The organism is Phenylobacterium sp. FG114, from assembly GCF_057809855.1.
The window spans coordinates 193,227-214,529 of the sequence record NZ_JBMDKU010000001.1; the positions used below are offsets into that span (position 1 = coordinate 193,227).

The following is a 21,303-nucleotide window of genomic DNA, read 5'->3' on the forward strand; positions in this document are numbered from 1 at the left end:
CTAGTCCACCGCAGGCTCTGCCATTACGACGTTTTTTTGAATAGGCCTGCCGCACAAACAGGCAGCGAAACAAGCTGCAGTTGCGGATGGAGCCCACAATGAACAACCGGAAGCTTGCATTGAGCGTGCGCGCCAGTGCGCTTGCCCTCCTGATCGGCCTGCCGGCCGGCCACGTCTACGCCGCCGAGGCCGGCACGGCAGAGGTCGAGGAACTGGTCGTCACGGCGCGCAAGCGTGACGAGCAGCTGATCGACGTGCCGTTCTCCGTCGCCGCCCAGAGCGAATCGGTGATGCGCGAACGCGGCATCACCAACGTCGAGGAGCTGTCGCGCACGGTCGCGAGCTTCACCGTCCAGAACCTGGGACCCGGCCAGAGCCAAGTCGCCATCCGCGGCATCTCGGCCGGCCAGATCGTCCGCGACCAGCCGGGCGTGAAGGAACAGGTCGGCGTCTATCTCGATGAATCCGTGATCTCGATGTCGCTGTTCACCCCCGACCTCGACCTGTTCGACCTGAACCGGGTGGAAGTGCTGCGGGGTCCCCAGGGCACGCTGTTCGGCTCGGGCTCGCTGTCGGGCACCGTTCGCTACATCACCAACCAGCCCTCGACCGAGGCGTTCTCCGGTACGATCGAGGCGACGGCGTCGACCATCCAGGGCGGCTCCACCGGCGGCAACTTGAAGGGCGCCGTCAACATGCCGCTGAACGAGCAGGCGGCCCTGCGGATCACCGCCTATGCCGAGAAATTCCCGGGCTTCATCGACGCGGTGATGCCGGGCGGCAGCGTGGACAAGGACGTCAACGACGGCACGCGCTATGGCGTCCGCGCCGCGCTGCTGTTCAAGCCGAGCGAGAACCTCTCGATCACCCCGCGCCTCGTCTACCAGAAGATCGACGTCGACGGCTTCAACCGGGTGGATGTCTACAACATCCTCGGCAACCCGTTCACCACGACGCGGCAGCGCGTGACGCTGGGCGGTACGAAGCAGTTCATCCAGCTCAAGGAGAAGTTCAAGGACGAGTTCACCCTGGGCGACCTGACCGTCCAGTACGACATGGGCGACCTGCGCTTCACCTCGATCACCAGCTACAGCGACCGCAACGTTCTGGTGCTGCGTGACGCGGGCGCCCTGACCAGCTCGATCACCGGCGGTTCCATCGGCCTGCCGCCGGCTGTCTACACGCTGAACTCGCCGCTCGCCGACACCACCGACTCGAAGACCTTCACGCAGGAAGCCCGCGTGGCCTCGACGGGCGACGGTCCTCTGCAGTGGGTCGCCGGCGCGTTCTACTCGCACATCGATCGCGACTACGCCCAGGACCTGTTCGTGCAAGGCTTCAGCGCGATCAGCGGAATCCCCAGCGCCAGCGACGTGGCGCCCACCGACCACCTCTACTACTCGACGGTGCCCTACAAGCAGAAGCAGTTCGCCCTGTTCGGCGAAGCGACCTACTCGGTCACCGACCGCCTGGACATCACCGGCGGCCTGCGCTGGGCGGACTACAAGGAAACCCGCACCCTGACCTTCGACGGCATCTTCGCCGACAAGACCATCGCGGTGCCGGGCAAGACCAACGCCGACGCCTGGGCGCCGCGCGTGATCGTCGCCTACAAGGCCACGGACGACATCACCCTCAACGCGCAGGTTTCGAAGGGCTTCCGGCTCGGGGGGATCAACGACCCGCTGAACCGCCCCCTTTGCACGCCCGCCGACTTCGCGACCTTCAACGCGTTGTCGAGCCCGAGCTTCAAGAACGAGACGGTCTGGAACTACGAAGCCGGCCTGAAGGCGCGCCTGGGCGGGGGCCGCGGCTCGCTGACCCTGGCCGGCTTCTACGCCGACATCTCGAACCTGCAGGCCACCATCGACGCCGGTTCGTGCTCGTCGCGGATCATCGCCAATGTGAAAAGCGCCAAGTCGGTCGGTGTGGACGCCGAGTTCGCCTATCGGCTGACCGACAACTTCGATATCGCCGCGACGGCCTCGTACAACGACGCAGAGCTCACCTCGAGCCTGAACGACGCCACGGGCAACCCGATCCAGGGCCTTCGCGACGGCAATCGCCTGCCGACCGTGCCGAAGTTCCAGGGTTCGGTCAGCGTGGGCTACGAGCGTGAGGTGACCGCGGGCCTGGAAGGGTTCTCGAACCTGACCTGGCAGCACGTGGGCAAGCGCTACACCCAGGTCTCGGACCAGGAGCAGAACCCGCGGACGGTCGCGCTCTTCCCGAACGTGGGCGGCGGCACGGCCAACTCGCTGATCTTCCCGCTGGAGCTGCCGTCGTACGACATCCTCAACCTGCGGATCGGCGTGCGCGGCGACGGCTGGGAGGCCGCGGCGTTCATCAACAACCTGGGCGACGAGCGCGCCAAGCTCTCGATCGACCGTGAGCGCGGCCTGCGCGCCCGCTACGGTTTCCTGACCAACGCGCCGCGCACCTACGGCGCCACCGTCCGGAAGACCTTCTAGTCTGAGTGAGAAGCGCGGGCGCGGCCTGACCGCCGCGCCCGACGTCCCGGCCCGCGCCCGCGAATACGACATCCCCTTCCGCACGGACCTGGTGGAGATCCCGCTGGGCGACTTCATCGCCGGGGCCGACCGTTCGGAGCTGGAATACAAGGTGCGGATTCGAAAGGACGCCACCCTGGCCTACGCCTGGGAGGTGATCGGCGCCGCCGACCCGCGCGACTTCCATTTCGACCACCATGGCCACACCACGCCGAAATCCGGCGAGGCGATGACGGTCAGCACCTATCGCCAGGCGTTCGGTCTGCGGCAGCAGGGCGCGCTGGCGGCGCCGTTCGATGGCATCCAGGGCTGGCAGTTCTCCAATTCGAGCGAGAAGCCGGTGGTGGTCCGGCTTCGGCTGGCGGGCTTCTACGAACTCATCCCGGCGGGCCAGCCTGGCAATGAGGCCAGCGTCGTCGCCAATGTGCCCGCCGCACAGGCGCGGCCTTAGCGCTGCAATACGATCGCCGCAATTGGCGCGCTGACTGCACGCGAAGGAGACTTGTGCATGCGTATCCGCCTCGCCCTGCTCGCGGCTCTGATCGCCGCGCCGGCGCTTGCCGCCGAGCCTGACGCGCCCGTCGCCACGGCGTCGCGCGCCCAGCCGCCGATGAGCACGGCCGAGCAGATCGACGCCTTCATCAGGAGCTCGCCGGCCCAGGACGCGCGCCGCGCCGAAGACGATGCGGTGGATGGGGTGGTCGGTCATGGCGACGGCAAGCCGCACGGCGAGATCAGCGTGGGCGTCGGCACGGGCGGCTATCGCAGCGTCTATGGCCGCACCGACATCCCGGTGGGCAAGAACGGTCGGGTCAGCCTGGCCTTCGAGGACACGCGCAACGGCTATGGCTACGGCCGAGGCTGGTACGGTGGTCCGTACGGCGGCGGCGCGCTGGGCCTGGCCTCGCCCGACCGCCAGCGCTGCGACCTCGAGGGCATGACGCCCGAGCGGCCGCTGGACGTCCGCGGACGTTGCGCGAGGCCGCTCGGCGGCTGGTAGCGGGCGCTACTTCTTCTTCGTATCGGGGATCGCCGGCAGCGGGTCGCCCTTGGCTGGGCCGTTGGCCTTGATGTCGGGCTGGATCACGAACTGCTCGTGGCAGGCGACGCAGACCTCATAGAGCTTGCCGCCCTCGTCGAACACGGCCTGCTTGTCGTGCTTCTCGGCGGCGGCGCGGGCGATCATGGCCCGCTGGCTCAGCATCTGGGCGTACTTGTTCCAGTCGGCCTCGGGCTGCCGGACGCGGCCCGGAAGCTGCAGCGTGTTGCCGGCCTCGACCAGCATGGTGGCGCCGGTGACCAGCACGTCCCAGCCCTCGTCGGTGGTGGGTGACAGGTCGCGCTCGCCGGCCTCGGTGATCTCCGTGCCCGAGCCCTTCCAGTACATGAAGGCCGCCGGGTCGACGAAGTGACCCATGTACTCCGTCATCGGCAGGTCGGTGTTGAACTTGGCGCCGCCGGTGGCCTTGGCCGCGTCGGGCTTGGCGGGCTGGCAGGCGGTGAGCAGCGCGGCGCTGGCCGCCAGGACGAGGAAACGTTTCAAGGGCCGGACTCCTAAGACGCGCGGACGTTTGCAGCCGCCACCTTAACCGCAGCTTTCGACCGCAGGCCCGTACGGAACGGTTACAATCTGGCTCCCGTACGCGCCATGGGCGGTGTGGCCGGAGCGAAGGACCTAGCCTGGCCTAGCTTGTTCTTGCCGCAGGGAAGCGATTTGCGGGTTGCGCGTTTCCCTTCGGGGGACAGATGCGCAATATACGACCAATCACCAAGATCGACTCGACCAGGAAGCGCCCTTGACCGACCAGACCCTGCCGCCCCCCGCGGCGAGCGCCCTAGACCTGATCGGCCACACGCCGATGCTGGAGCTGACGGGCTTCGACACTGGCCCCTGCCGCCTGTTCGTGAAGCTGGAGAACGCCAATCCGGGCGGGTCGATCAAGGACCGCATCGCGCGCTCGATGATCGAGGCGGCCGAGGCGGACGGCTCGCTGAAGCCCGGCGGCACGATCGTCGAGGCGACCGCTGGCAACACCGGCCTGGGCCTCGCCCAGGTGGGCATCCTGAAGGGCTACAAGCTGCTGCTTGTGGTGCCCGACAAGATGGCTCGGGAGAAGATTCAGCACCTGCGCGCCATGGGCGTCGACGTGCGCATCACCCGTTCGGACGTGGGCAAGGGTCACCCCGAGTACTACCAGGACATGGCGCAGGCGATCGCGGCGACGCTGAACAACGCCGTGTACATCAACCAGTTCTCGAACCCCGCGAACCCCAAGGCGCACGAGACGACCACCGGACCCGAGATCCTCGACCAAATGGAGGGCGACGTCGACGCGGTGGTGGTCGGCGTAGGCTCGGGCGGCACGCTCACGGGCCTGGGCCGCTTCTTCGCCAAGGCCTCTCCGAAGACGAAGATGGTCCTGGCCGATCCGGTGGGCTCGATCTTGGCGCCGCTGGTCGAGCGCGGCGAGACGGTCGAGCCTGGCTCGTGGGTCGTCGAGGGCATCGGGGAGGACTTCATCCCCGACAACTGCGACCTGGAGCTGGTCGCCAAGGCCTATGAGATCTCCGACGCCGAGAGCATCGCGACGGCGCGGATGCTGCTGACCAAGGCGGGGATCCTCGGGGGCTCGTCCTCGGGCACGCTGCTGGCCGGCGCCCTCCGCTACTGCCGTGACCAGACCGAACCCAAGCGGGTGGTCACCCTCGTGTGCGACACGGGCAGCCGCTACCTCTCGAAGGTGTACAACGACAGCTGGGTGGCCGAACAGGGCTTGGTCGACCGAGAGCTGCACGGCGACCTGCGCGACCTGATCGCCCGCACCCCCGGCGACGCGGTGACCGTGGGGCCGGGAGACACCCTGCTCACCGCCTACAACCGCATGCGCGCCGCCGACGTCAGCCAGCGGCCGGTGATCGACGATGGCCGCCTGATCGGCCTGATCGACGAGAGCGACCTGCTGGAGGCTGTCGAGGATCGCCGCCAGGACGCCCGCTTCCGCCAGCCGGTCTCGACGGCCATGACGGCCAAGCTCACGACCTTGCAGGCGGGCTCGCCTCTGGACACGCTGCTCCCCATCTTCGAGCGTGACGAGGTGGCGATCGTGATGGAGGGCCGGGAGTTCCTGGGCCTCATCACCCGCATCGACCTGATCAACTATCTGAGGAAAGCGGCTTGAGCGCGGATCAACACGGCAAGAACCGGCTGGACTTCGCCACCCGCGCCATTCACGGCGGCCAGGAACACGATCCCACGACCGGCGCGGTCATGCCGCCGATCTACGCGACCTCGACCTATGCGCAGTCCAGCCCGGGCGTGCACACGGGCTTCGAGTATTCGCGCAGCCAGAACCCCACCCGCTTCGCCCTGGAGCGCGGCCTGGCCGACCTGGAGAGCGGGACGAAGGGCTACGCCTTTGCCTCGGGCCTGGCGGCCATCGCCACCCTGCTGGAGGCGTTCGACGCCGGCGACCACATCATCGCCAGCGAGGACCTGTACGGCGGCTCGTTCCGGCTGTTCGACAAGGTGCGGACCCGTTCGGCCGGCCTGCGGGTCAGCTATGTGGACCTGGCCAACGTCGAGGCCATCGAAGCGGCCGTCGAGCCCCGGACACGGATGGTCTGGGTCGAGACGCCCACCAACCCGCTGCTGCGGCTGGCCGACCTGGAGGCCATCGCGGCCCTGTGCAAGCGGCGCGGCCTGATCGCGGCGGCCGACAATACCTTCGCCAGCCCCTATGTGCAGCGCCCGCTGGAGTTCGGCTTCGACGCGGTCATGCACTCGACCACCAAGTACATCGGCGGTCACTCCGACGTGGTGGGCGGGGCGCTGGTGGTCGGAGAGAACGCCGAGTTACGTGACAAGATCACCTTCCTGCAGAACGCCATCGGCTCGGTGGCTTCGCCATTCGACAGCTTCCTGACGCTGCGGGGCATGAAGACCCTGGCGCTGCGCATGCAGCGGCATTGCGAGAATGGCCAGGCGATCGCCGAATGGCTGGAGGCCCGAAAGGACGTGGCCAAGGTCATCTATCCCGGCCTGAAGAGCCATCCGCAGCACGACCTTGCGAAGCGCCAGATGTCGGGCTTCGGCGGGATGATCACGGCGGTGCTGGATCGCGACCTGGCGGGAACCAAGCGCATGCTGGAGCGGACCGAACTCTTCACCCTGGCCGAGAGCCTCGGCGGCGTGGAGAGCCTGATCGAGCATCCCGCGATCATGACCCATGCCTCCATCCCAGCGGAGACCCGGGCGCGGATCGGCATCTCAGACGGGCTAATTCGCCTGTCGGTGGGCGTGGAGAACGTAGACGACCTGATCGCAGACCTGGAACGCGCGCTGGGCTAATCCAACATCTCACCACGTATGTGGATCAAATCGATCCATATATAGGTCAATCATCCACATATATGGATTTTAGAGGAACAGGTCCGCGCACGCCTCCACTATGGCCTCCACGTCCAGGCGGTAGTGGCGATAGAGGTCGGGGAGGTCGCCGACCTGGCCGAAGCTGTCGAGGCCCAGCGAGCTGACCCGCTGACCCAGGACCCCGCCCAGCCAGGACAGGGTCGCCGGCGAGGCGTCGACGACGGTCACGAGGCCCGCGCCGGGGGCCAGGCGCGAAAGTAGGGCCTGGGCATGACTTTCGCGACGGCCGCCGCCTTGCCAGCGGCTGCGGCGGCTGGCCATCCAGTCGCGGTGCAGCAGGCCCGGCGAGATCACGTTCAGCACGCCCAGGCCGGGAATGTCGTGGGCCAGCTGCTCGGCGGCGGCTAGCACCTCGGGCGCGACGGCGCCGCAGAACACGATGGCGGCGTCGCTGTCGGGCGCAGGCGCCTTCAGCCAGTACGCGCCCTTCAGCGCGTCCTCGCGCCAGCCGTCGTCGGTGCGTTCGACCTGTTGCAGCGACCGCGTGGTGAGGCGCAGGTAGACCGATCCGCCGTCGTCGGCCTGCATGTGCTCGAACGACCAGCGCATGACCTCGGCCAGCTCGTCGACGAAGGCCGGTTCGAAATAGGTCAGCCCCGGTTGGCCGATGCCGATCAGCGGCGTGTAGATCGACTGATGGGCGCCACCCTCGGGGCCGAGCGTCAGGCCCGACGGCGTCGCCACCAGCATGAAGCGGGCGTCCTGATAGCAGGCGTAGTTGAGGGCATCGAGGCCGCGGCTGATGAAGGGGTCGTAGACCGTGCCGATCGGCAACAGGCGCTCGCCGAACAGGGGCGCCGACAGGCCGAAGGCGGCCAGGTTCAGGAACAGGTTGTGCTCGGCAATGCCCAGCTCGACGTGCTGGCCCGCGGTCTTGCCGGCCCAACGCTGCGGCGAAGGGATCTTGGCGTCGCGGAACACGTCGGCGGTCTCGCGCCGGCGGAACAGCCCGCGCTGGTTCACGAAGCCACCCAGGTTGGTGGAGACCGTCACGTCGGGGCTGGTGGTGACGATCCGGTCGGCCAGCGGGTGGCCGCCCTTGGCGAGGTCCAGCAGGATGCGGCCGAAGGCCTGCTGCGTGGACTGCTCGGCGCCGTCGGGGCTCGGGAACTCCGCCCGGCTTGGGACGGGTATGGCCGGCGCGATATGGCGGCGCTCGGCCGGTTGGGCGAAGGGGGCGGCGTCCACGAAGGCGCGCACCTCCGCAGCGGCGTCGGGCGACAGGCCCGCAAGCGGCCCCCACTCCTCGCCCTCGGCCACGCCCATGGATTGGCGGAGCGCCTCGACCTGCGTGGGCGTCATGAGGCCGGCGTGGTTATCCTTGTGGCCCTGCAACGGCAGGCCGAATCCCTTGACCGTGTAGGCGATGAAGAGCGTCGGCGTGTCGTCCTGGGCGGCGTCGAACGCCTCGGTCAGGGTCTCGATGCAGTGGCCGCCGAGGCCGATCATCAGCTGGTGCAGGTCTTCGTCGGCGAAGCTCTCCAGTAGGGCGCGGACGCCAGCCTGCCGGCCGATGTCGGCCATCAGCCGCTCACGCCACGCCGCGCCGCCCTGGTAGGTCAGGGCCGCGAAATCGGCGTTGGGACAGGCCTCGATCCAGGCCTGCAGCGCCTTGCCGCCGGGCCGGGCGAAGGCGCGCATCTGGGCCTTGCCCCACTTCAGCGTCACCACCCGCCAGCCGGCGGTCTCGAAGATGTCGTCGAAGCGGTCGAACATCCGGTCGGCCGTCGTGGCGTCCAGACTCTGGCGATTGTAGTCGACGATCCACCAGCAGTTCCGGATGTCGTGCTTGTAGGCCTCGATCAGGCACTCGTAGATATTGCCCTCGTCCAGCTCTGCGTCGCCCAACGTCGCCACGAAGCGGCCGCGCCGCGCGTCCGCCAGCCAGCCGTGGCCCGACAGGTAGTCCTGCATCAGCGAGGCGAAGGCGGTGATGGCCACGCCCAGGCCCACCGAGCCGGTGGAGAAGTCGACGTCGTCCTTGTCCTTGGTGCGCGAGGGATACGACTGCGCCCCGCCGAAGCTGCGGAAGGCCTCCAACTGTTCGCGGGTCTGGCGGCCCATCAGATACTGGGCGGCGTGGAACACAGGACTGGCGTGCGGCTTCACCGCCACCCGGTCCTCGGGCCGCAGCGCATGGAAATAGAGCGCCGTCAGGATGGTGGTCATCGACGCGCAGGACGCCTGGTGGCCGCCCACCTTCAGCCCGTCGCGGCTCTCGCGCAGATGGTTGGCGTTGTGGATGGTCCAGGTGGCCAGCCACCGCAGGCGTTCGTCGATGCGCCGCAGCAGCTCCACGTCGCGCTCGGCGCCACGATTGTGACCGGCGGGGGCTGAGGGTTGCGTCTGGGGCATGGAAAACGCGGCCGTTCGTCGTCTAGGGGATGACTTTGGCGCCCCGGCGCGGATTTCGGGGCGCGTCGATGCCGCTTCTAGCAGACTTCGGGGTCGAACGTCAGGGTGGCGCGGATGGGCGTTCATTGCATGGCGGAAATCGAAAATCCGGTACGCGCCGATTGACGACCCCCCATCCATGGGGTTCGCTGACGCAAAGGAACGCGCCGAAGAGCGCGTCCGGAGGAAAATCCGCATGACGACGCCCGCCCCGGCCGCGGCCGACCGCCTGCCCTTCAAGACCAAGCTCGCGTTCGGCGTGGGCAGCGCCGCCGAGATCATCGCACTCTACTCGGTCTCGAGCTTCGCCCTGCTCTTCTACAACCAGGTCCTGGGCGTCCAGGCCCACTGGGTCGGGCTGGCCATTTCGGTCAGCCTGGTGCTCGACGGGCTGACCGAGCCACTGGTGGGATCCTGGTCGGACCGCACGCGCAGCAAATGGGGCCGCCGCCATCCGTGGATGTTCGCCGCGCCGATCCCGATCGCGCTCTCGCTCTTCGCCATCTTCAACACACCCGAGGGGCTGGAGCCCATTCATCTCGCGGTGTGGTGCGGAGTGTCGGTCTCGCTGCTGCGCCAGGTGATGACGTTCTTCCACACGCCGCACCTGGCGCTGGGAGCAGAGCTTTCCCCGAGCTATCTCGAGCGCTCGAAGGTGATGGCCTACAACAGCTTCTTCACCTGGGCCGGCGGCGCGGCGATGACCTGGGTGGCGCTGAGCTACTTCTTCCCCTCGACGCCGGAATATCCGCGCGGGCTGCTGAACCCCGAGCCGTGGACCAATTTCGCCCTCACCATGTCGCTGACGATCGTGGTGGTGTTGTTCGCCTCGGCCTGGTTCACCCGCGACCGCATCCCGCTTCTGCCGCCCCTGGCGGCGGACACCAAGCCGTTCAGCATGGCCGAGTTCTTCGGCGACATCGGCCGGGCCATGCGCAACATCAACTACGTCTGGCTGCTGGTCGGCTATTTCTTCCTGTCGATGATGCTGGGCCTGAAGGAGGGCCTGAGGCTCTACACCGCGACCTTCTACTGGGGCCTGACCAGCGAGCAGTTGCGCTGGTTCGTGATCGGCAGCTTCATCGGCTACGCCACCGCCTTCGCATTCGCGGCGCGAATGCACGGCCGCTTCGACAAGAAGGCCACGCTGATCTGGGGCGGCGTCGCCTATGCGGCGTTCACCGCCGCCCCGCTGGTGCTGGGCCTGCTGGGCGTGCTCAACCACGACACGCCCAACCTGCTGTACATTTTGCTGGCCTTCGCGGCCCTAGCCTATGGCGCGCTCAGCGTGTTGCAGATCGGGGCGATGTCGGCGCTGGCTGACGTGGCGGACGAGAACGAGTTGCGCTTCGGCGTGCGGCAGGAGGGCATCCTCTATTCCACCCGCGCGCTGGCGGCGAAAATCGACCAGGCGATCGGCTCGGCCCTGGCCGGCTTCGTGCTGCTGCTGATCGCCTTCCCCGAAAAAGCCGCGCCGGGCGCGGTGGCGGCGGGCGTGCTGCACAACCTGGCGCTCTGGGACGGGGTGATGGCGGCGATCCCGGGCCTGATCGCCGCGGCCTGCTACGGCCGCTACCGCATCACCAAGGCCAGCTACGAGGCGACGCGCGCGGCTCTGGTCGAGAAGCGGGCGGCCGCGGCCGCTGTGGCTCCGCCCCGGGCGGCCGCGGCTCCGTCGGGAGCTGCGATCACGCCGGCGGAATGATCAGGCCGGCTTCAGGGCCTGCATGAGGCTGCCTGTGTACGCGGCGTGGCCCACGTGCGTCAGGCGCGCCTCGAAGTCGGCCCAGATCTGCCCCCCCAGGTCGCGCCAGCGGCGGCAGAAGGCGTAGTCCTCGGACAGGTAGTGCCCCGTCGAGGGCTCGATGAGGGTGTCGAACACCATGACCGCCTCGGTCCCGTCGTCGTCCAGAACGGCGCGGAGCTCGGGATGGGCGTCGAAGAGGCGCTGCATGGCGTCGCGACGGATCATCAGGAAGCCGGTGCCGCCATAGGCGACTTCCGCGAAACCCTCGTTGACGTCCACGCTATTGTTGGCGGTCGGCAGGAAGCGGACCACGTAGCCGATGGAGGCGGCCTGCAAGTCGGCGACCCCCGCCTTGGCCGCGGCCCGCGCCTTCTCCCAGTCGATCCGCTTCAGCGGACAGACGGCGGCGATGACGTCCTTCTGCGCATCGAGCAGGCGGAACACGGTCTCGGGCGCGAAGCCGATGTCGGCGTCGATGTAGAGGATGTGGGTGGCGTCGGGATGGGCCAGGAACTGGGCCGCCAGCCGCGAACGGCCGCGGGTGATCAGGGCTTCGCCGCCGAGCATCTCGATGTGCAGGCCGACGCCCCGGGCCTCGCACGCCGTCTGCAGCCGCAGCACGGAGCTCACGAAGTGCAGGGTGAGCTGGCCGCCGTAGCAGGGCACGGCCAGGAAGATGAACGGCTTCGGCGCGTCGGACATGGCCCCTGTCATAGAGCGCGGCTCAGCGCGCGTCGATCAGTCGGGGCGACAGGCGGCGCAGGGCGAAGAAGACCAGGCACGCGGCCGCCACGCCGATGGTGTCGGCCAGGAAGTCCCGTGGATCGCTGTGGCGGCCGAACGGCAGGACGCCCTGGAGGATTTCGATGAGCACGCCATAAGCCAGGGCGAAGGCGGGGATTGCCAGGCGCCTCCGAGGGGCGAGGATGTAGCCCGTCAGCGTCAGGACGAACCACGCGGCCATATGCTCGAACCGATCGCCGGTGCCTGGGTCCGGCAGGTCTTCGATCGGCGTGATGCAGAGCACAAGCAGGATGAGCGTCGCCAGGGCATAGAGGCCGAGGCGGAGCGGTCGGGGAAAGCGGGCGGGAAGCATCGGGCCTTACTTGCACGTCCGATCGTGGCTCTCTAGCGTCCGCCCGCTCAAGAACGGGTCGAGGAACGGTGCAGTGGCGGTCGAGGCGGTGATCTGGGATTTCGGCGGGGTGTTCACCTCCTCTCCGTTCGAGGCGTTCAACCGCCTGGAGGACGAGCGCGGGCTGCCCAAGGACCTGATCAGGCGGGTGAACGCCACCAATCCCGACACCAACGCCTGGGCCCTGTTCGAACGCAACGAGATCGATGCGGCGCGGTTCGACGCGCTGTTCCTCGAGGAATCTACCGCGCTGGGCCATCCACTGCGCGGCGCCGAGGTGTTGCCGAGGCTCAACGGAGAGCTGCGGCCGCGGATGGTCGAGGCGCTGAAGGCCTGCAAGCAACACTTCAAGGTGGGTTGCATCACCAACAACGTGGTCTCGATGCACAGCCCCGGTCAGGACGACAGCCAGCGCGCCGCTGGAGCCATGGCCCAGGTGATGCCGCTCTTCGACGCGATCATCGAAAGCTCGAAGGCCGGCGTCCGCAAGCCCGATCCCAAGATCTACCTGATGATGTGCGAGCTGCTGGCGGTGAGGCCCGAGGCCTGCATCTACCTCGACGACCTGGGCATCAACTGCAAGCCGGCGGCCGGATTGGGGATGAAGGCGATCAAGGTGGTGGACGTGGACCAGACCCTTGCGGAGCTGGCGGGCCACACGGGCCTGAGCTTCGGCGCAGAGCAACCGGCGTGAGCCGGCCGCAGAAGATCGGCGCCGACGCCGCGCTGGCCCAGCTCGCCGGCTGGTCGAAGGTCGAGGGTGGGCGCGACGCGATCCAGAAGACGTATAAGTTCAAGGACTTCGATGAAGCGTTCGGCTTCATGACCCGAGTGGCGATCAAGGCAGATCAGCTGGATCACCATCCCGAGTGGTCCAATGTCTACAATCGGGTCGAGGTGCTGCTGGCGACCCATGACGTGGACGGCGTGAGCGAGCTGGACGTAACGCTCGCAAGTTTCATGGACGACGTGGCGAAGTAGGAAACGAGACGATGGCGGGACGGGTCGCGGGCAAGAAGGCCTTCATCACGGGCGGGGCTCAGGGGTTGGGCGCCGCGTTCGCGCGCCGGCTGGCCGAGGAAGGCGCCAAGGTGTCGGTGGCCGACATCAACCACGAAGGCGCCAAGGCCGTCGCGGCGGAGATCAACGCGACGTACGGCGAGGGCACGGCCTTCGCCTTCCCATTGGACGTGACGCGCGAGGAACAATGGATCTTCGCCCTGGAGGAGGCCGACGAGGCCATGGGCGGGATCAGCGTGCTGGTGAACAACGCCGGCATCAGCCGGGGCGGAAACATCGAGGAGCTGAGCTACGAGGACTGGAAGCTCGTCATGAGCGTCAATGTCGACTCGGTCTTCCTCGGCACGAAGCATGCGCTCAAGTATCTGCGCCAGAACCAGCCCGGATCGATCGTCAACATCAGCTCGATCGCCGGCGTGATCGCGGCCCACAACACGCCCGTCTACAACGCGTCGAAGGCGGCGGTCTGGCTGCTGAGCAAGGGCATCGGGCTGCATTGCGCCAAGCAGGGCCTGGACGTCCGCTCCAACTCGATCCACCCGACCTTCATCGACACGCCGATCCTGGACCCGCTGCGGCAGCGGTTCGGCAAGGAGGAGGCCGAGGCCAAATTGGCGCGCCAGGTCCCGCTGGGCCGGATCGGCCAGCCCGAGGACATCGCCAATGCGGTGCTCTACCTGGCGTCGGACGAGAGCCGCTTCATGACCGGCGCCGAACTCCGCCTCGACGGCGGCATCAGCGCGATGTGATCGGGGTCAGTTGACGACGATGGCGCCCAGCAGGACACGGGCGCCGGGCCGGCCGAGGATGACGTCGGTCTGCCGCTGCAGCGCCTGGGCGATGTAGTCGGGGCTGGGCAGGGCGCCCGGGCCGAGGCCCGCGGCGTAGGATTGGATCGTCTGGACATAGGCGGCGCGCAGCCTGGGCGTCGACTGCTCGGCGCGGGTGCGTAGCGCCTCGTCCGGTACGTCGAGCCCGCAATCCACGGCCAACACCCCGCGCCGTCCCGTGGACCGAAGGGTTGTGCCCAGCAGGGTCTCCATCTGGACGTAGGAGCCGCCGCCCGACTTCTTTTTCTCACCGCCGCCGCCGGACGCCTGCGCGGCCGCCGGCAGGGCGGCGATGGCGAGAAGGCTGAGGAGAAGGCGGCGATCCATGATCTCGGATATCGCCGATCATGGTTAGCGGTCTCTTTACGCGGGCCTGCGCAGATTCGCGGGAGACTGTTCGCTGACTGCGGAGCGCCCCTTGGGCCGATTTGCGCCGACCACCCTGGACCTCGACGGCAAGGTCATCCTCGTCACGGGCGGCACCGGCTCGTTCGGCCGCCGCTTCATCGAGACCGTGCTGGAGCGCGCGAAGCCCCGGAAGCTGATCGTCTATTCGCGCGACGAACTGAAGCAGAGCGAGATGCAGATCGATCTCGCCGAGCGGTTCGGGCCCGAGAAAATGGCGCTCATGCGCTTCTTCCTGGGCGACGTACGCGACCGCGAGCGGCTGGCGCTGGCGTTCCGCGGCGTCGACGTGGTGATACACGCCGCGGCGCTCAAGCAGGTGCCGGCGGCCGAGTACAATCCGTCCGAGTGCATCCACACCAACGTGTTGGGCGCTGAGAACGTGGTCCGGGCCTGTCTGGCCAACGGCGTCAAGCAGGTGGTGGCGCTCTCCACCGACAAGGCCTGCAACCCGGTGAACCTGTACGGCGCGACTAAGCTGGCGTCGGACAAGACGTTCGTGGCGGCCAACAATCTTTCGGGCGACATCGGCACACGCTTCTCGGTGGTCCGCTACGGCAACGTGGTGGGCTCGCGCGGCTCGGTGATCCCCTTCTTCCAGCGGCTGATCCAGCGTGGCGCCACCGAGCTGCCGATCACGGACCCTCGCATGACCCGCTTCCTGATCACCCTGGAGGAGGGCGTCGATTTCGTGCTGTCGTCGCTGGACCGCATGCACGGGGGCGAGGTGTTCGTGCCCAAGATCCCCTCGATGAAGATCACCGACATCGCGGCGGTGATGGCGCCCAGCCTGACCACCAAGGTGATCGGCATTCGGCCGGGCGAGAAGCTGCACGAGATGATGATCAGCCAGGACGACGCGCGGAATACTGTGGATCTGGGCGACCGCTACGCCATCGAGCCCGCCTTCGTGGAATACACCCGCGAACCCCTGAAGGGCGGCCGGCTGGCCGAGGAATTCAGCTACGCCAGCGACACGAACGGCGAGTGGCTGGACGGCCCGGGCCTGCTGGCGATGCTGGACGAGGGCAAGCCCCGCCGTCGCCGCCGCGCGGACGACTAGGAGATGTTGCCCTACGGCCGCCAGACGATCGACGAGGACGATATCGCCGCGGTGGCCGAGGCCCTGCGAGGCGATTTCCTCACCACCGGCCCCACGGTCGAGGCCTTCGAGCGGGCGTTCGCTGACACGGTTGGCGCGCGCCACGCGGTGGCCTGCGCCAATGGCACCGCGGCGCTCCACCTGGCGATGCTGGCCCTGGACGTGAAGCCGGGCGAGGTGGTCGTCGCCCCCAGCATCACCTTCCTCGCGACCGCGAACTGCGCACGCTACGTCGGCGCCGACGTGGTGTTCGCCGACGTGGATCCCGACACCGGCCTGATGACGCCGCAGACGCTGGCGGACGCTCTGGATCGCGTAGGCGAGCGCCGGCTGCGCGCGGTGCTGCCGGTGCACTTGCGAGGCGACGCCGCCGAGCTGCCCGCGCTGGCGGAGTTGGCGGCCTCGGCGGGCGCGGTGCTGGTCGAGGATGCGCCGCACGCGGTCGGGACGACCATGCGCTTCGGCAACACCGCCGAGACGGTGGGCGACGTGCGCCATTCGGCCATGGCCACCTTCTCGTTCCATCCGGTGAAGACCATCGCCACGGGCGAGGGCGGCATGGTCACAACCAACGACCCGGCCCTGGCCGAGCGCCTGCGCGTGTTGCGCAGCCACGGCATGGTGCGGCCCGAGGGCTGCGAGCCTTGGTGGTACGAGATGCCCGAGCCGGGCTTCAACTATCGCCTGCCCGACATCCTGTGCGCCCTGGGCCTCTCGCAGCTCAAGAAGCTGCCGCGCTTCGCCGAGCGGCGCCGTGCGCTGGCGGCGGCCTATCGCGAGGCGCTTTCGCCGCTTGCGCCCTTGGTTCGGCAGGCCGCGCAACCCAGGTGGAGCGATCCGGTCCTGCATCTGATGACCGTGCTGATCGACTTCGAGGCCGCCGGCCGCTCACGGCTGGAGGTGGTCGAAGCGCTTAAGGCCGAGGGCGTGGGCAGCCAAGTCCACTACATTCCGGTGCACCGCCAGCCGTACTATCGCAAGCTCTACGGCGAACTGGAGCTTCCGGGCGCCGAGGCGTGGTACGCCCGCTGCCTGTCGCTGCCACTCTACCCGGGCATGGCGGACGGCGACGTGGCTAAGGTGGTCGGCGCGCTCAGGCGGGCCCTGGGGCTCTAGGCCGCCAGCCCCGCTGCGGTGATCAGGTCCCTGACCTGCGCCATTTGATCCGGGGAATTGGCCAGGGCGGCGCGGGTCTCGTCCATGCGGAACAGCTTCAGGGCCTCGGCGCGGGCGCGGTTGGCGGCCGGGCCGATGGGCGCGTTCTCGCCCGACGCCAGCTTCAACAACAGGGTAAGTCGGTGGACCAGCGGTGCGTTGGCGCGTGCGACGGTCATCGCCAGGCGCGAGTGCGCCTCCACATGCCCGCCCACGTCGCCCAGCTTCTCCTGGATCGGCTGGTAATCCTCCGCCACCAGGCCGCAGCGGCCGACAGCGCGATGCAGCGCCGCGAGCTGGCCCAGGCGAACGCCGGGGTTCTCGTCGGGAGCGGTCATTTCCTTCTCGAACCGCAGCGAGGAGATCACGGCCTTCAGCCAGCCGCCGGCCTGGCGCTTGTTGGCCGCGCCGATGACGTTCTCGGTAAGCCAGATCATCGCCTCGACTTCCTGGTACGAGGTCATGCCCGAACCGAGGTAGGCCTCCACGAAGTCGCCCGTGACCAGCATCTTCGACCGCACCACGAACGCGGACTGCACCTCTTCCAGAGGCAGCAGCTTGCCCGAGGCGGCCGTCAGCGACATGGCGAGGGCGCGCAGCACGTCGATCTCCCGCGCCGCTTCGCCGGGGCACAGGCGCCGCGGGCCGGTCAGCTCGCGCAGGATCCGGCGACCTAGGGCGGCGCGCGTGCTCTGGAAGTTCTCGCCCGACAGCCATTGCGCCAGGCGGGTGGCCAGCGGCGATAGCTCGGGCATCACCTTCTGGACCGATTTCTCGACCCTGAGCAGGGCCTCGACGGAATCGTAGGCGGCGAGGCGGGTGAGGGCCGCCAGGCTGGCGCCCAGGTCCCGGCCCTTGCCGAGGATGTCGGTGATCCCGGGTTTAGCTTCGAGGATCTCGGCCAGAGGCTGCTGGATAGTGCTGAGCGCCAGGCCGCGGGCCGGACCGTCGCCGGGCGCGGCGTCCGCCAAGTCCATGAGCCGCGTGACCTTGTCGGACCAGCCCCTGGCCGGAGCGATCGAGGCGGCGACGCCGGCCCCCAGCAGATAGCTCCGCTCCGGGTCCTGGGCGAGGCGCTGGGCGGCGGCGGCGAAGCCTTCCTTGTCCACGTTGGGCAGGTTGCCCTTCCGGTGGTCCTTCATCAGGCGCTCGACGGCGCGTTCGATGAGGGCATGGAAGACGCGCATCAGCTCGTGCACCGACATCGACCGAGCTTGAGCTTCGGGAATGGCGATCTTCTGGACGGCGTGCTGCAGATCGACGCCCGACGCTTCGAGCGCTTCGACAAGGTCGGGCCGGTGCAACAGTTCGAAGGGCGTGGCGTTGTTGCGTTCCAGCCAACCTTCCAGGAGCCGGCCGATGCGTTCGCGTGCGTGGACCGTGTAGAGGTCCTGAGGCGTCACGCAGAGCGGCTGGGCGTCCTGCTGCGGCTTGGCCTTGGCCACGACCTCGGCCTGGCCCAGCTTCTGGATCACGACCGATTGAAACTCGCGCGCTTCCTCGTCGAAGACTTCCTTGGTGACCTTGGCGGCGGCAGCGCGGCCCTCGGCCATCAGTTCGTTGGCGGTGGCCAGCGCCGCGGCGCGGTTCTCTGTCGCGAGGTCGAGCGTCCACGGCGCGCCTGGCGTCTTCCGGATGAAGACCTCGAAGTGCACTCTCGAACCACCCATTTTCTTACGCATCCCCCCGCAGAGGAATCACGTTCTCTGAAACAGCTTAAGGTCGTGTTGACTTTGTTGACCTTTCCCACAGCCCCATTGAGGCCACGGTCAAGCCCCAATACCTTCCCGCACTTCGGTTAAGGAGAGTTCCACCCCACATGGCGAAGATCACCTTGGTCGACGATGACGAGAACATCGTCACGTCCGTCAGTCTGGCGCTCGAGAGCCACGGCCACACCGTGAAGGCCTACTACGACGGGGCCGCCGGCCTGGCCGCGCTGGAGAACGATCCGCCGGACGTGGCCATCCTCGACGTGAAGATGCCGCGCATGGACGGCATGGAGGTGCTGCGCCGACTGCGCCGGACCTCGGACATCCCCGTGATCATCCTCACGTCGAAGGATGAGGAGATCGACGAGATCCTCGGTTTCAACCTTGGCGCCGACGACTACATCCACAAGCCCTTCAGCCAGCGTCTGCTGATCGAGCGGGTGAAGGCGGTGCTGCGCCGTTCGGGCCGCGGCGAGGGCGACGAGGCGCAGGGTCCGACGGCCGCGTCGGCCGCCGAGGCCGCGGCGCGGGCCTTGAAGCGTGGCAAGCTGACCCTCGATCCTGCGCGTCATGAGAGCCTGTGGGACGGTAAGCCGGTGAAGCTGACGGTCACGGAATTCCTGCTCCTGCAATCGCTGGCGCAGCGCCCCGGCTTCGTGAAGAGCCGAGACAACCTGATGGACGCGGCCTACGACGATCAGGTCTATGTCGATGACCGCACCATCGACAGTCACATCAAGCGCATGCGGAAGAAATTCCGCGAGGTGGACCCTGAGTTCGACGCGATCGAAACCCTCTATGGCGTCGGCTACCGATACCGCGAATCCTGAGCCGAAGGCCGGCGCGCGGCAACCGCGTCGGGCGAAGGTGCGCGGGCTGCCGGGATCGCGCCTCGGACGGCTGATCCTTGCGCTGAACCTGCTGGGCCTGGCGGTGCTGATCGTGGGCGCGCTCGTGCTGAACGAGCTGCGCCAGGGGCTGGTCAACGCACGGATCGACAGCTTGTCGACCCAGGGCGAGCTCATCGCCAGCATCCTGAACCAGGCCGCCACGGTGGGAGAGCCCGAGCCCGCCATGGACGCGGCGCTCGCGACCGAGCTGCTGCAGACCCTGTCCAACCCGCGGGCGCAGAGGGCGCGGCTGTTCGACAGCCGTGGCCGCTTGGTGGCCGACAGCGACTGGATGGCCGACGCCGTCGAACGCCGCGAACTGCCGCCCGCGCGCGGTCGCGAGGGTGAGGACGAGGGATTTCATCTGCTTCCGCGCGCGAAGCGGCCCGATAGCCGACAGGTCGAGGACACCCTGGCCCGGGAGGTGCGGGTCGCGCTGCAAGGCCGCCGCTGGGCGGGCATGCGGCAGAGCGACACCGGCCACCGGGTAGTGTCGGTTTCGATCCCGATCCAGCACGTCCGGGCTGTGCTGGGGGTGGTCACGCTGGAAGCCAGCGACGTCGACGCCATCATCGCTCAGGAGCGGCGGGCGCTGATCCCCTTCATCCTGATCGCCATCTCGGTGACCGTGGCCTCGTCGCTGCTGCTGAACAGCTTGGTGGCCCAGCCGGTGCTGCGCATGGCCCGGGCCGCCGACCGGGTGCGCCAGGCGCGCGCCCGCGCCATCTCGCTGCCCGACCTGGCCAGGCGCGACGACGAGGTGGGGGACCTGACGCGCAGCCTGGAGGCCATGACCCAGTCGCTCAGCGAGCGCATGGACGCCATCGAGAGCTTCGCCGCCGATGTGGCGCACGAGATCCGCAATCCGCTGACCTCGCTGCGCTCGGCGGTGGAGACGCTGGATATCGTCAGCGACCCGGCCGCGCGCGACCGGCTGATGAACGTGCTGAAGAACGACGTGCAGCGCCTGGACCGGCTGGTCACCGACATCTCGAACGCCTCGCGCCTGGACGCCGAGCTGTCGCGCGACCAGCCGCGCCTGATCGACCTTGGCAAGCTGATCGGCGACATCGTGGCGCTCTACCAAGCCACGGCGAAGCCGGGTGACGTGGAGGTGCGCTTCACGCCGCACCAGGGCATGGAGGCGATCACCGTCATGGGCCGCGAGGGGCCGCTCGGCCAGATCGTGCGCAACCTGATCGACAACGCCCGTTCCTTCAGCCCGCCGGGAGACGTCGTCAGCGTGGGCCTTCTGCGGGTGAAGGGCCAGGCGATGGTCACCGTCGCCGACAACGGCCCGGGGATCCCGCCCGAGAACCTGGAGACGGTGTTCGAGCGCTTTTACACGTCACGGCCCAAGGGCGCGGCCTTCGGCGGCAATTCCGGCCTGGGCCTCTCCATCGCCCGGCAGATCGCGGTGGCGCACGGCGGAACCCTGCGCGCCGAGAACCATACCGGCGCGGAGAACAAGGTGCTGGGCGCCATATTCACCCTGATCCTGCCGGAGCAGACGGCGTGATCCTGCACGCGGGCCTCGTCGCCCGGCGATGCGCAGGGCTCTGGCGCGGCGTGCTGATCGTGGGCCCGTCCGGCGCGGGCAAGAGCGACCTCGCGCTGCGGGCGTTCGACCAGGGCTTCCGGTTGGTCGCCGACGACCGCGTGCTGCTCTGGGCCGAGGCCGGCCGGCTCTACGGCCGCGCGCCCGACGCGCTGCGAGGCCTGCTCGAGGTGCGCGGCGTCGATGTGCTGGCGGTCGAGCCGTTACCGTTCTGCGAGATCGGTCTTGTCGCACGGCTCGAGACACCAGAGCGGATGCCGGAGCCTGCAACTGAGACGATCATTGGAATCTCGATTCCACGCCTGGCGGTGGCGCCCTTCGAAAGCTCCGCCCCTGCGAAACTAAGCCGCGCGATGCAGGCCTTTGACGCGGCGCACAAGAGGCGTATCTAGCTCGGCTCGCGCCTCCCCTCAGGC

At 68.3% G+C, this 21,303-nt stretch carries 20 protein-coding genes; 14 read left to right on the top strand and 6 right to left on the bottom strand.

Annotation, left to right across the window (positions count from 1 at the left end; translation table 11 throughout):
* Nucleotides 1-98 precede the first annotated feature (98 nt).
* The 3 genes from ACODSY_RS00995 to ACODSY_RS01005 all read left to right on the top strand — a co-directional run bounded on the left by ACODSY_RS00995 (nucleotide 99) and on the right by ACODSY_RS01005 (nucleotide 3,510).
* Nucleotides 99-2,471, top strand: coding sequence for a TonB-dependent receptor (locus ACODSY_RS00995; RefSeq protein ID WP_488949760.1), 2,373 nt, complete (start codon nucleotides 99-101; stop codon nucleotides 2,469-2,471).
* 91 nt (nucleotides 2,472-2,562) lie between these two features.
* Complete coding sequence (locus tag ACODSY_RS01000) at nucleotides 2,563-2,961, top strand: hypothetical protein (RefSeq protein ID WP_488949761.1); 399 nt, start codon at nucleotides 2,563-2,565, stop codon at nucleotides 2,959-2,961.
* 57 nt (nucleotides 2,962-3,018) lie between these two features.
* Nucleotides 3,019-3,510 carry a hypothetical protein gene (locus ACODSY_RS01005; protein WP_488949762.1) on the top strand — a complete coding sequence of 164 codons (492 nt, stop codon included), beginning with the start codon at nucleotides 3,019-3,021 and terminating at the stop codon, nucleotides 3,508-3,510.
* Nucleotides 3,511-3,516: 6 nt separating this feature from the next.
* Here the strand turns inward: ACODSY_RS01005 and ACODSY_RS01010 are convergent, their stop codons facing one another.
* A complete protein-coding gene (locus ACODSY_RS01010) occupies nucleotides 3,517-4,053 on the bottom strand; it encodes a hypothetical protein (protein ID WP_488949763.1) in 537 nt (178 codons plus the stop codon).
* A 253-nt stretch (nucleotides 4,054-4,306) separates the two neighbouring features.
* Here ACODSY_RS01010 and ACODSY_RS01015 point away from each other — a divergent pair, with 253 nt between their 5' ends.
* Both ACODSY_RS01015 and ACODSY_RS01020 read left to right on the top strand, forming a co-directional pair.
* On the top strand, nucleotides 4,307-5,689 hold the full coding sequence (locus ACODSY_RS01015) for a pyridoxal-phosphate dependent enzyme (protein ID WP_488949764.1): 1,383 nt from the start codon (nucleotides 4,307-4,309) through the stop codon (nucleotides 5,687-5,689).
* Nucleotides 5,686-6,858, top strand: coding sequence for a cystathionine gamma-synthase (locus ACODSY_RS01020; RefSeq protein WP_488949765.1), 1,173 nt, complete (start codon nucleotides 5,686-5,688; stop codon nucleotides 6,856-6,858). Before ACODSY_RS01015 ends, ACODSY_RS01020 begins: the two co-directional genes overlap by 4 nt.
* Before the next feature lie 69 nt (nucleotides 6,859-6,927).
* Here the strand turns inward: ACODSY_RS01020 and ACODSY_RS01025 are convergent, their stop codons facing one another.
* Nucleotides 6,928-9,294: a transketolase gene (locus tag ACODSY_RS01025; protein ID WP_488949766.1), complete on the bottom strand. Its 2,367-nt coding sequence runs from the start codon at nucleotides 9,292-9,294 to the stop codon at nucleotides 6,928-6,930.
* Nucleotides 9,295-9,529: 235 nt separating this feature from the next.
* On the opposite strand from ACODSY_RS01025, the gene ACODSY_RS01030 reads away from it, so the two are divergent.
* Entirely contained in the window at nucleotides 9,530-11,038 is a 1,509-nt protein-coding gene (locus tag ACODSY_RS01030; protein ID WP_488949767.1) for an MFS transporter, read from the top strand.
* On the opposite strand, the gene ACODSY_RS01035 is transcribed toward ACODSY_RS01030, so the two are convergent.
* Together ACODSY_RS01035 and ACODSY_RS01040 are read right to left on the bottom strand one after the other, a co-directional pair.
* Nucleotides 11,039-11,782: a hypothetical protein gene (locus tag ACODSY_RS01035; RefSeq protein ID WP_488949768.1), complete on the bottom strand. Its 744-nt coding sequence runs from the start codon at nucleotides 11,780-11,782 to the stop codon at nucleotides 11,039-11,041.
* Between the two features lie 22 nt (nucleotides 11,783-11,804).
* Nucleotides 11,805-12,176 (bottom strand): VanZ family protein, encoded by a 372-nt coding sequence (locus tag ACODSY_RS01040; protein ID WP_488949769.1) that lies wholly within the window; start codon nucleotides 12,174-12,176, stop codon nucleotides 11,805-11,807.
* A gap of 73 nt (nucleotides 12,177-12,249) precedes the next feature.
* On the opposite strand from ACODSY_RS01040, the gene ACODSY_RS01045 reads away from it, so the two are divergent.
* From ACODSY_RS01045 to ACODSY_RS01055, 3 genes are read left to right on the top strand one after another with little or no spacing between them, the layout of a single operon-like run.
* The gene (locus ACODSY_RS01045; protein WP_488949770.1) at nucleotides 12,250-12,909 is read left to right on the top strand and encodes an HAD-IA family hydrolase; all 660 of its coding nucleotides are present in this window, start codon (nucleotides 12,250-12,252) and stop codon (nucleotides 12,907-12,909) included.
* Nucleotides 12,906-13,196 carry a 4a-hydroxytetrahydrobiopterin dehydratase gene (locus ACODSY_RS01050; RefSeq protein WP_488949771.1) on the top strand — a complete coding sequence of 97 codons (291 nt, stop codon included), beginning with the start codon at nucleotides 12,906-12,908 and terminating at the stop codon, nucleotides 13,194-13,196. The genes ACODSY_RS01045 and ACODSY_RS01050 overlap by 4 nt, the downstream gene beginning before the upstream one ends.
* 11 nt (nucleotides 13,197-13,207) lie before the next feature.
* Nucleotides 13,208-13,984: an SDR family oxidoreductase gene (locus ACODSY_RS01055; RefSeq protein ID WP_488949772.1), complete on the top strand. Its 777-nt coding sequence runs from the start codon at nucleotides 13,208-13,210 to the stop codon at nucleotides 13,982-13,984.
* A 6-nt stretch (nucleotides 13,985-13,990) separates the two neighbouring features.
* Here ACODSY_RS01055 and ACODSY_RS01060 read toward each other — a convergent pair whose 3' ends face one another.
* Nucleotides 13,991-14,392 (bottom strand): Tat pathway signal protein, encoded by a 402-nt coding sequence (locus ACODSY_RS01060; protein WP_488949773.1) that lies wholly within the window; start codon nucleotides 14,390-14,392, stop codon nucleotides 13,991-13,993.
* Nucleotides 14,393-14,483: 91 nt separating this feature from the next.
* Between ACODSY_RS01060 and pseB the strand changes: the two genes are divergently transcribed.
* Nucleotides 14,484-15,533, top strand: a complete 1,050-nt coding sequence (gene pseB, locus ACODSY_RS01065; RefSeq protein ID WP_488949774.1) for a UDP-N-acetylglucosamine 4,6-dehydratase (inverting) — start codon at nucleotides 14,484-14,486, stop codon at nucleotides 15,531-15,533.
* Between the two features lie 3 nt (nucleotides 15,534-15,536).
* Nucleotides 15,537-16,688, top strand: coding sequence for a UDP-4-amino-4,6-dideoxy-N-acetyl-beta-L-altrosamine transaminase (pseC, locus tag ACODSY_RS01070; protein WP_488949775.1), 1,152 nt, complete (start codon nucleotides 15,537-15,539; stop codon nucleotides 16,686-16,688).
* On the opposite strand, the gene ACODSY_RS01075 is transcribed toward pseC, so the two are convergent.
* Nucleotides 16,685-18,397 (bottom strand): hypothetical protein, encoded by a 1,713-nt coding sequence (locus ACODSY_RS01075; protein ID WP_488949776.1) that lies wholly within the window; start codon nucleotides 18,395-18,397, stop codon nucleotides 16,685-16,687. The two genes, pseC and ACODSY_RS01075, sit on opposite strands and share 4 nt — an antisense overlap.
* 149 nt (nucleotides 18,398-18,546) lie before the next feature.
* On the opposite strand from ACODSY_RS01075, the gene chvI reads away from it, so the two are divergent.
* Genes chvI through ACODSY_RS01090 form a run of 3 tightly spaced genes read left to right on the top strand, consistent with a single transcriptional unit; the run spans nucleotide 18,547 to nucleotide 21,279 of the window.
* Nucleotides 18,547-19,269: a two-component response regulator ChvI gene (gene chvI, locus ACODSY_RS01080; protein WP_488949777.1), complete on the top strand. Its 723-nt coding sequence runs from the start codon at nucleotides 18,547-18,549 to the stop codon at nucleotides 19,267-19,269.
* On the top strand, nucleotides 19,238-20,848 hold the full coding sequence (chvG, locus tag ACODSY_RS01085) for a two-component sensor histidine kinase ChvG (protein WP_488949778.1): 1,611 nt from the start codon (nucleotides 19,238-19,240) through the stop codon (nucleotides 20,846-20,848). Before chvI ends, chvG begins: the two co-directional genes overlap by 32 nt.
* Nucleotides 20,845-21,279 carry an HPr kinase/phosphorylase gene (locus ACODSY_RS01090; RefSeq protein WP_488949779.1) on the top strand — a complete coding sequence of 145 codons (435 nt, stop codon included), beginning with the start codon at nucleotides 20,845-20,847 and terminating at the stop codon, nucleotides 21,277-21,279. The genes chvG and ACODSY_RS01090 overlap by 4 nt, the downstream gene beginning before the upstream one ends.
* Nucleotides 21,280-21,303: the final 24 nt, after the last annotated feature.

Excerpts from the sequence above, each read along its gene's own strand:
- ACODSY_RS00995 (WP_488949760.1), top strand. The coding sequence starts at position 99 with ATGAACAACCGGAAGCTTGCATTGAGCGTGCGCGCCAGTGCGCTTGCC.
- ACODSY_RS01005 (WP_488949762.1), top strand. The coding sequence starts at position 3,019 with ATGCGTATCCGCCTCGCCCTGCTCGCGGCTCTGATCGCCGCGCCGGCG.
- ACODSY_RS01025 (WP_488949766.1), bottom strand. The coding sequence starts at position 9,294 with ATGCCCCAGACGCAACCCTCAGCCCCCGCCGGTCACAATCGTGGCGCC.
- ACODSY_RS01030 (WP_488949767.1), top strand. The coding sequence starts at position 9,530 with ATGACGACGCCCGCCCCGGCCGCGGCCGACCGCCTGCCCTTCAAGACC.
- ACODSY_RS01035 (WP_488949768.1), bottom strand. The coding sequence starts at position 11,782 with ATGTCCGACGCGCCGAAGCCGTTCATCTTCCTGGCCGTGCCCTGCTAC.
- ACODSY_RS01040 (WP_488949769.1), bottom strand. The coding sequence starts at position 12,176 with ATGCTTCCCGCCCGCTTTCCCCGACCGCTCCGCCTCGGCCTCTATGCC.
- ACODSY_RS01055 (WP_488949772.1), top strand. The coding sequence starts at position 13,208 with ATGGCGGGACGGGTCGCGGGCAAGAAGGCCTTCATCACGGGCGGGGCT.
- ACODSY_RS01060 (WP_488949773.1), bottom strand. The coding sequence starts at position 14,392 with ATGGATCGCCGCCTTCTCCTCAGCCTTCTCGCCATCGCCGCCCTGCCG.
- pseC (WP_488949775.1), top strand. The coding sequence starts at position 15,537 with ATGTTGCCCTACGGCCGCCAGACGATCGACGAGGACGATATCGCCGCG.
- ACODSY_RS01075 (WP_488949776.1), bottom strand. The coding sequence starts at position 18,397 with ATGGGTGGTTCGAGAGTGCACTTCGAGGTCTTCATCCGGAAGACGCCA.
- chvI (WP_488949777.1), top strand. The coding sequence starts at position 18,547 with ATGGCGAAGATCACCTTGGTCGACGATGACGAGAACATCGTCACGTCC.
- chvG (WP_488949778.1), top strand. The coding sequence starts at position 19,238 with ATGGCGTCGGCTACCGATACCGCGAATCCTGAGCCGAAGGCCGGCGCG.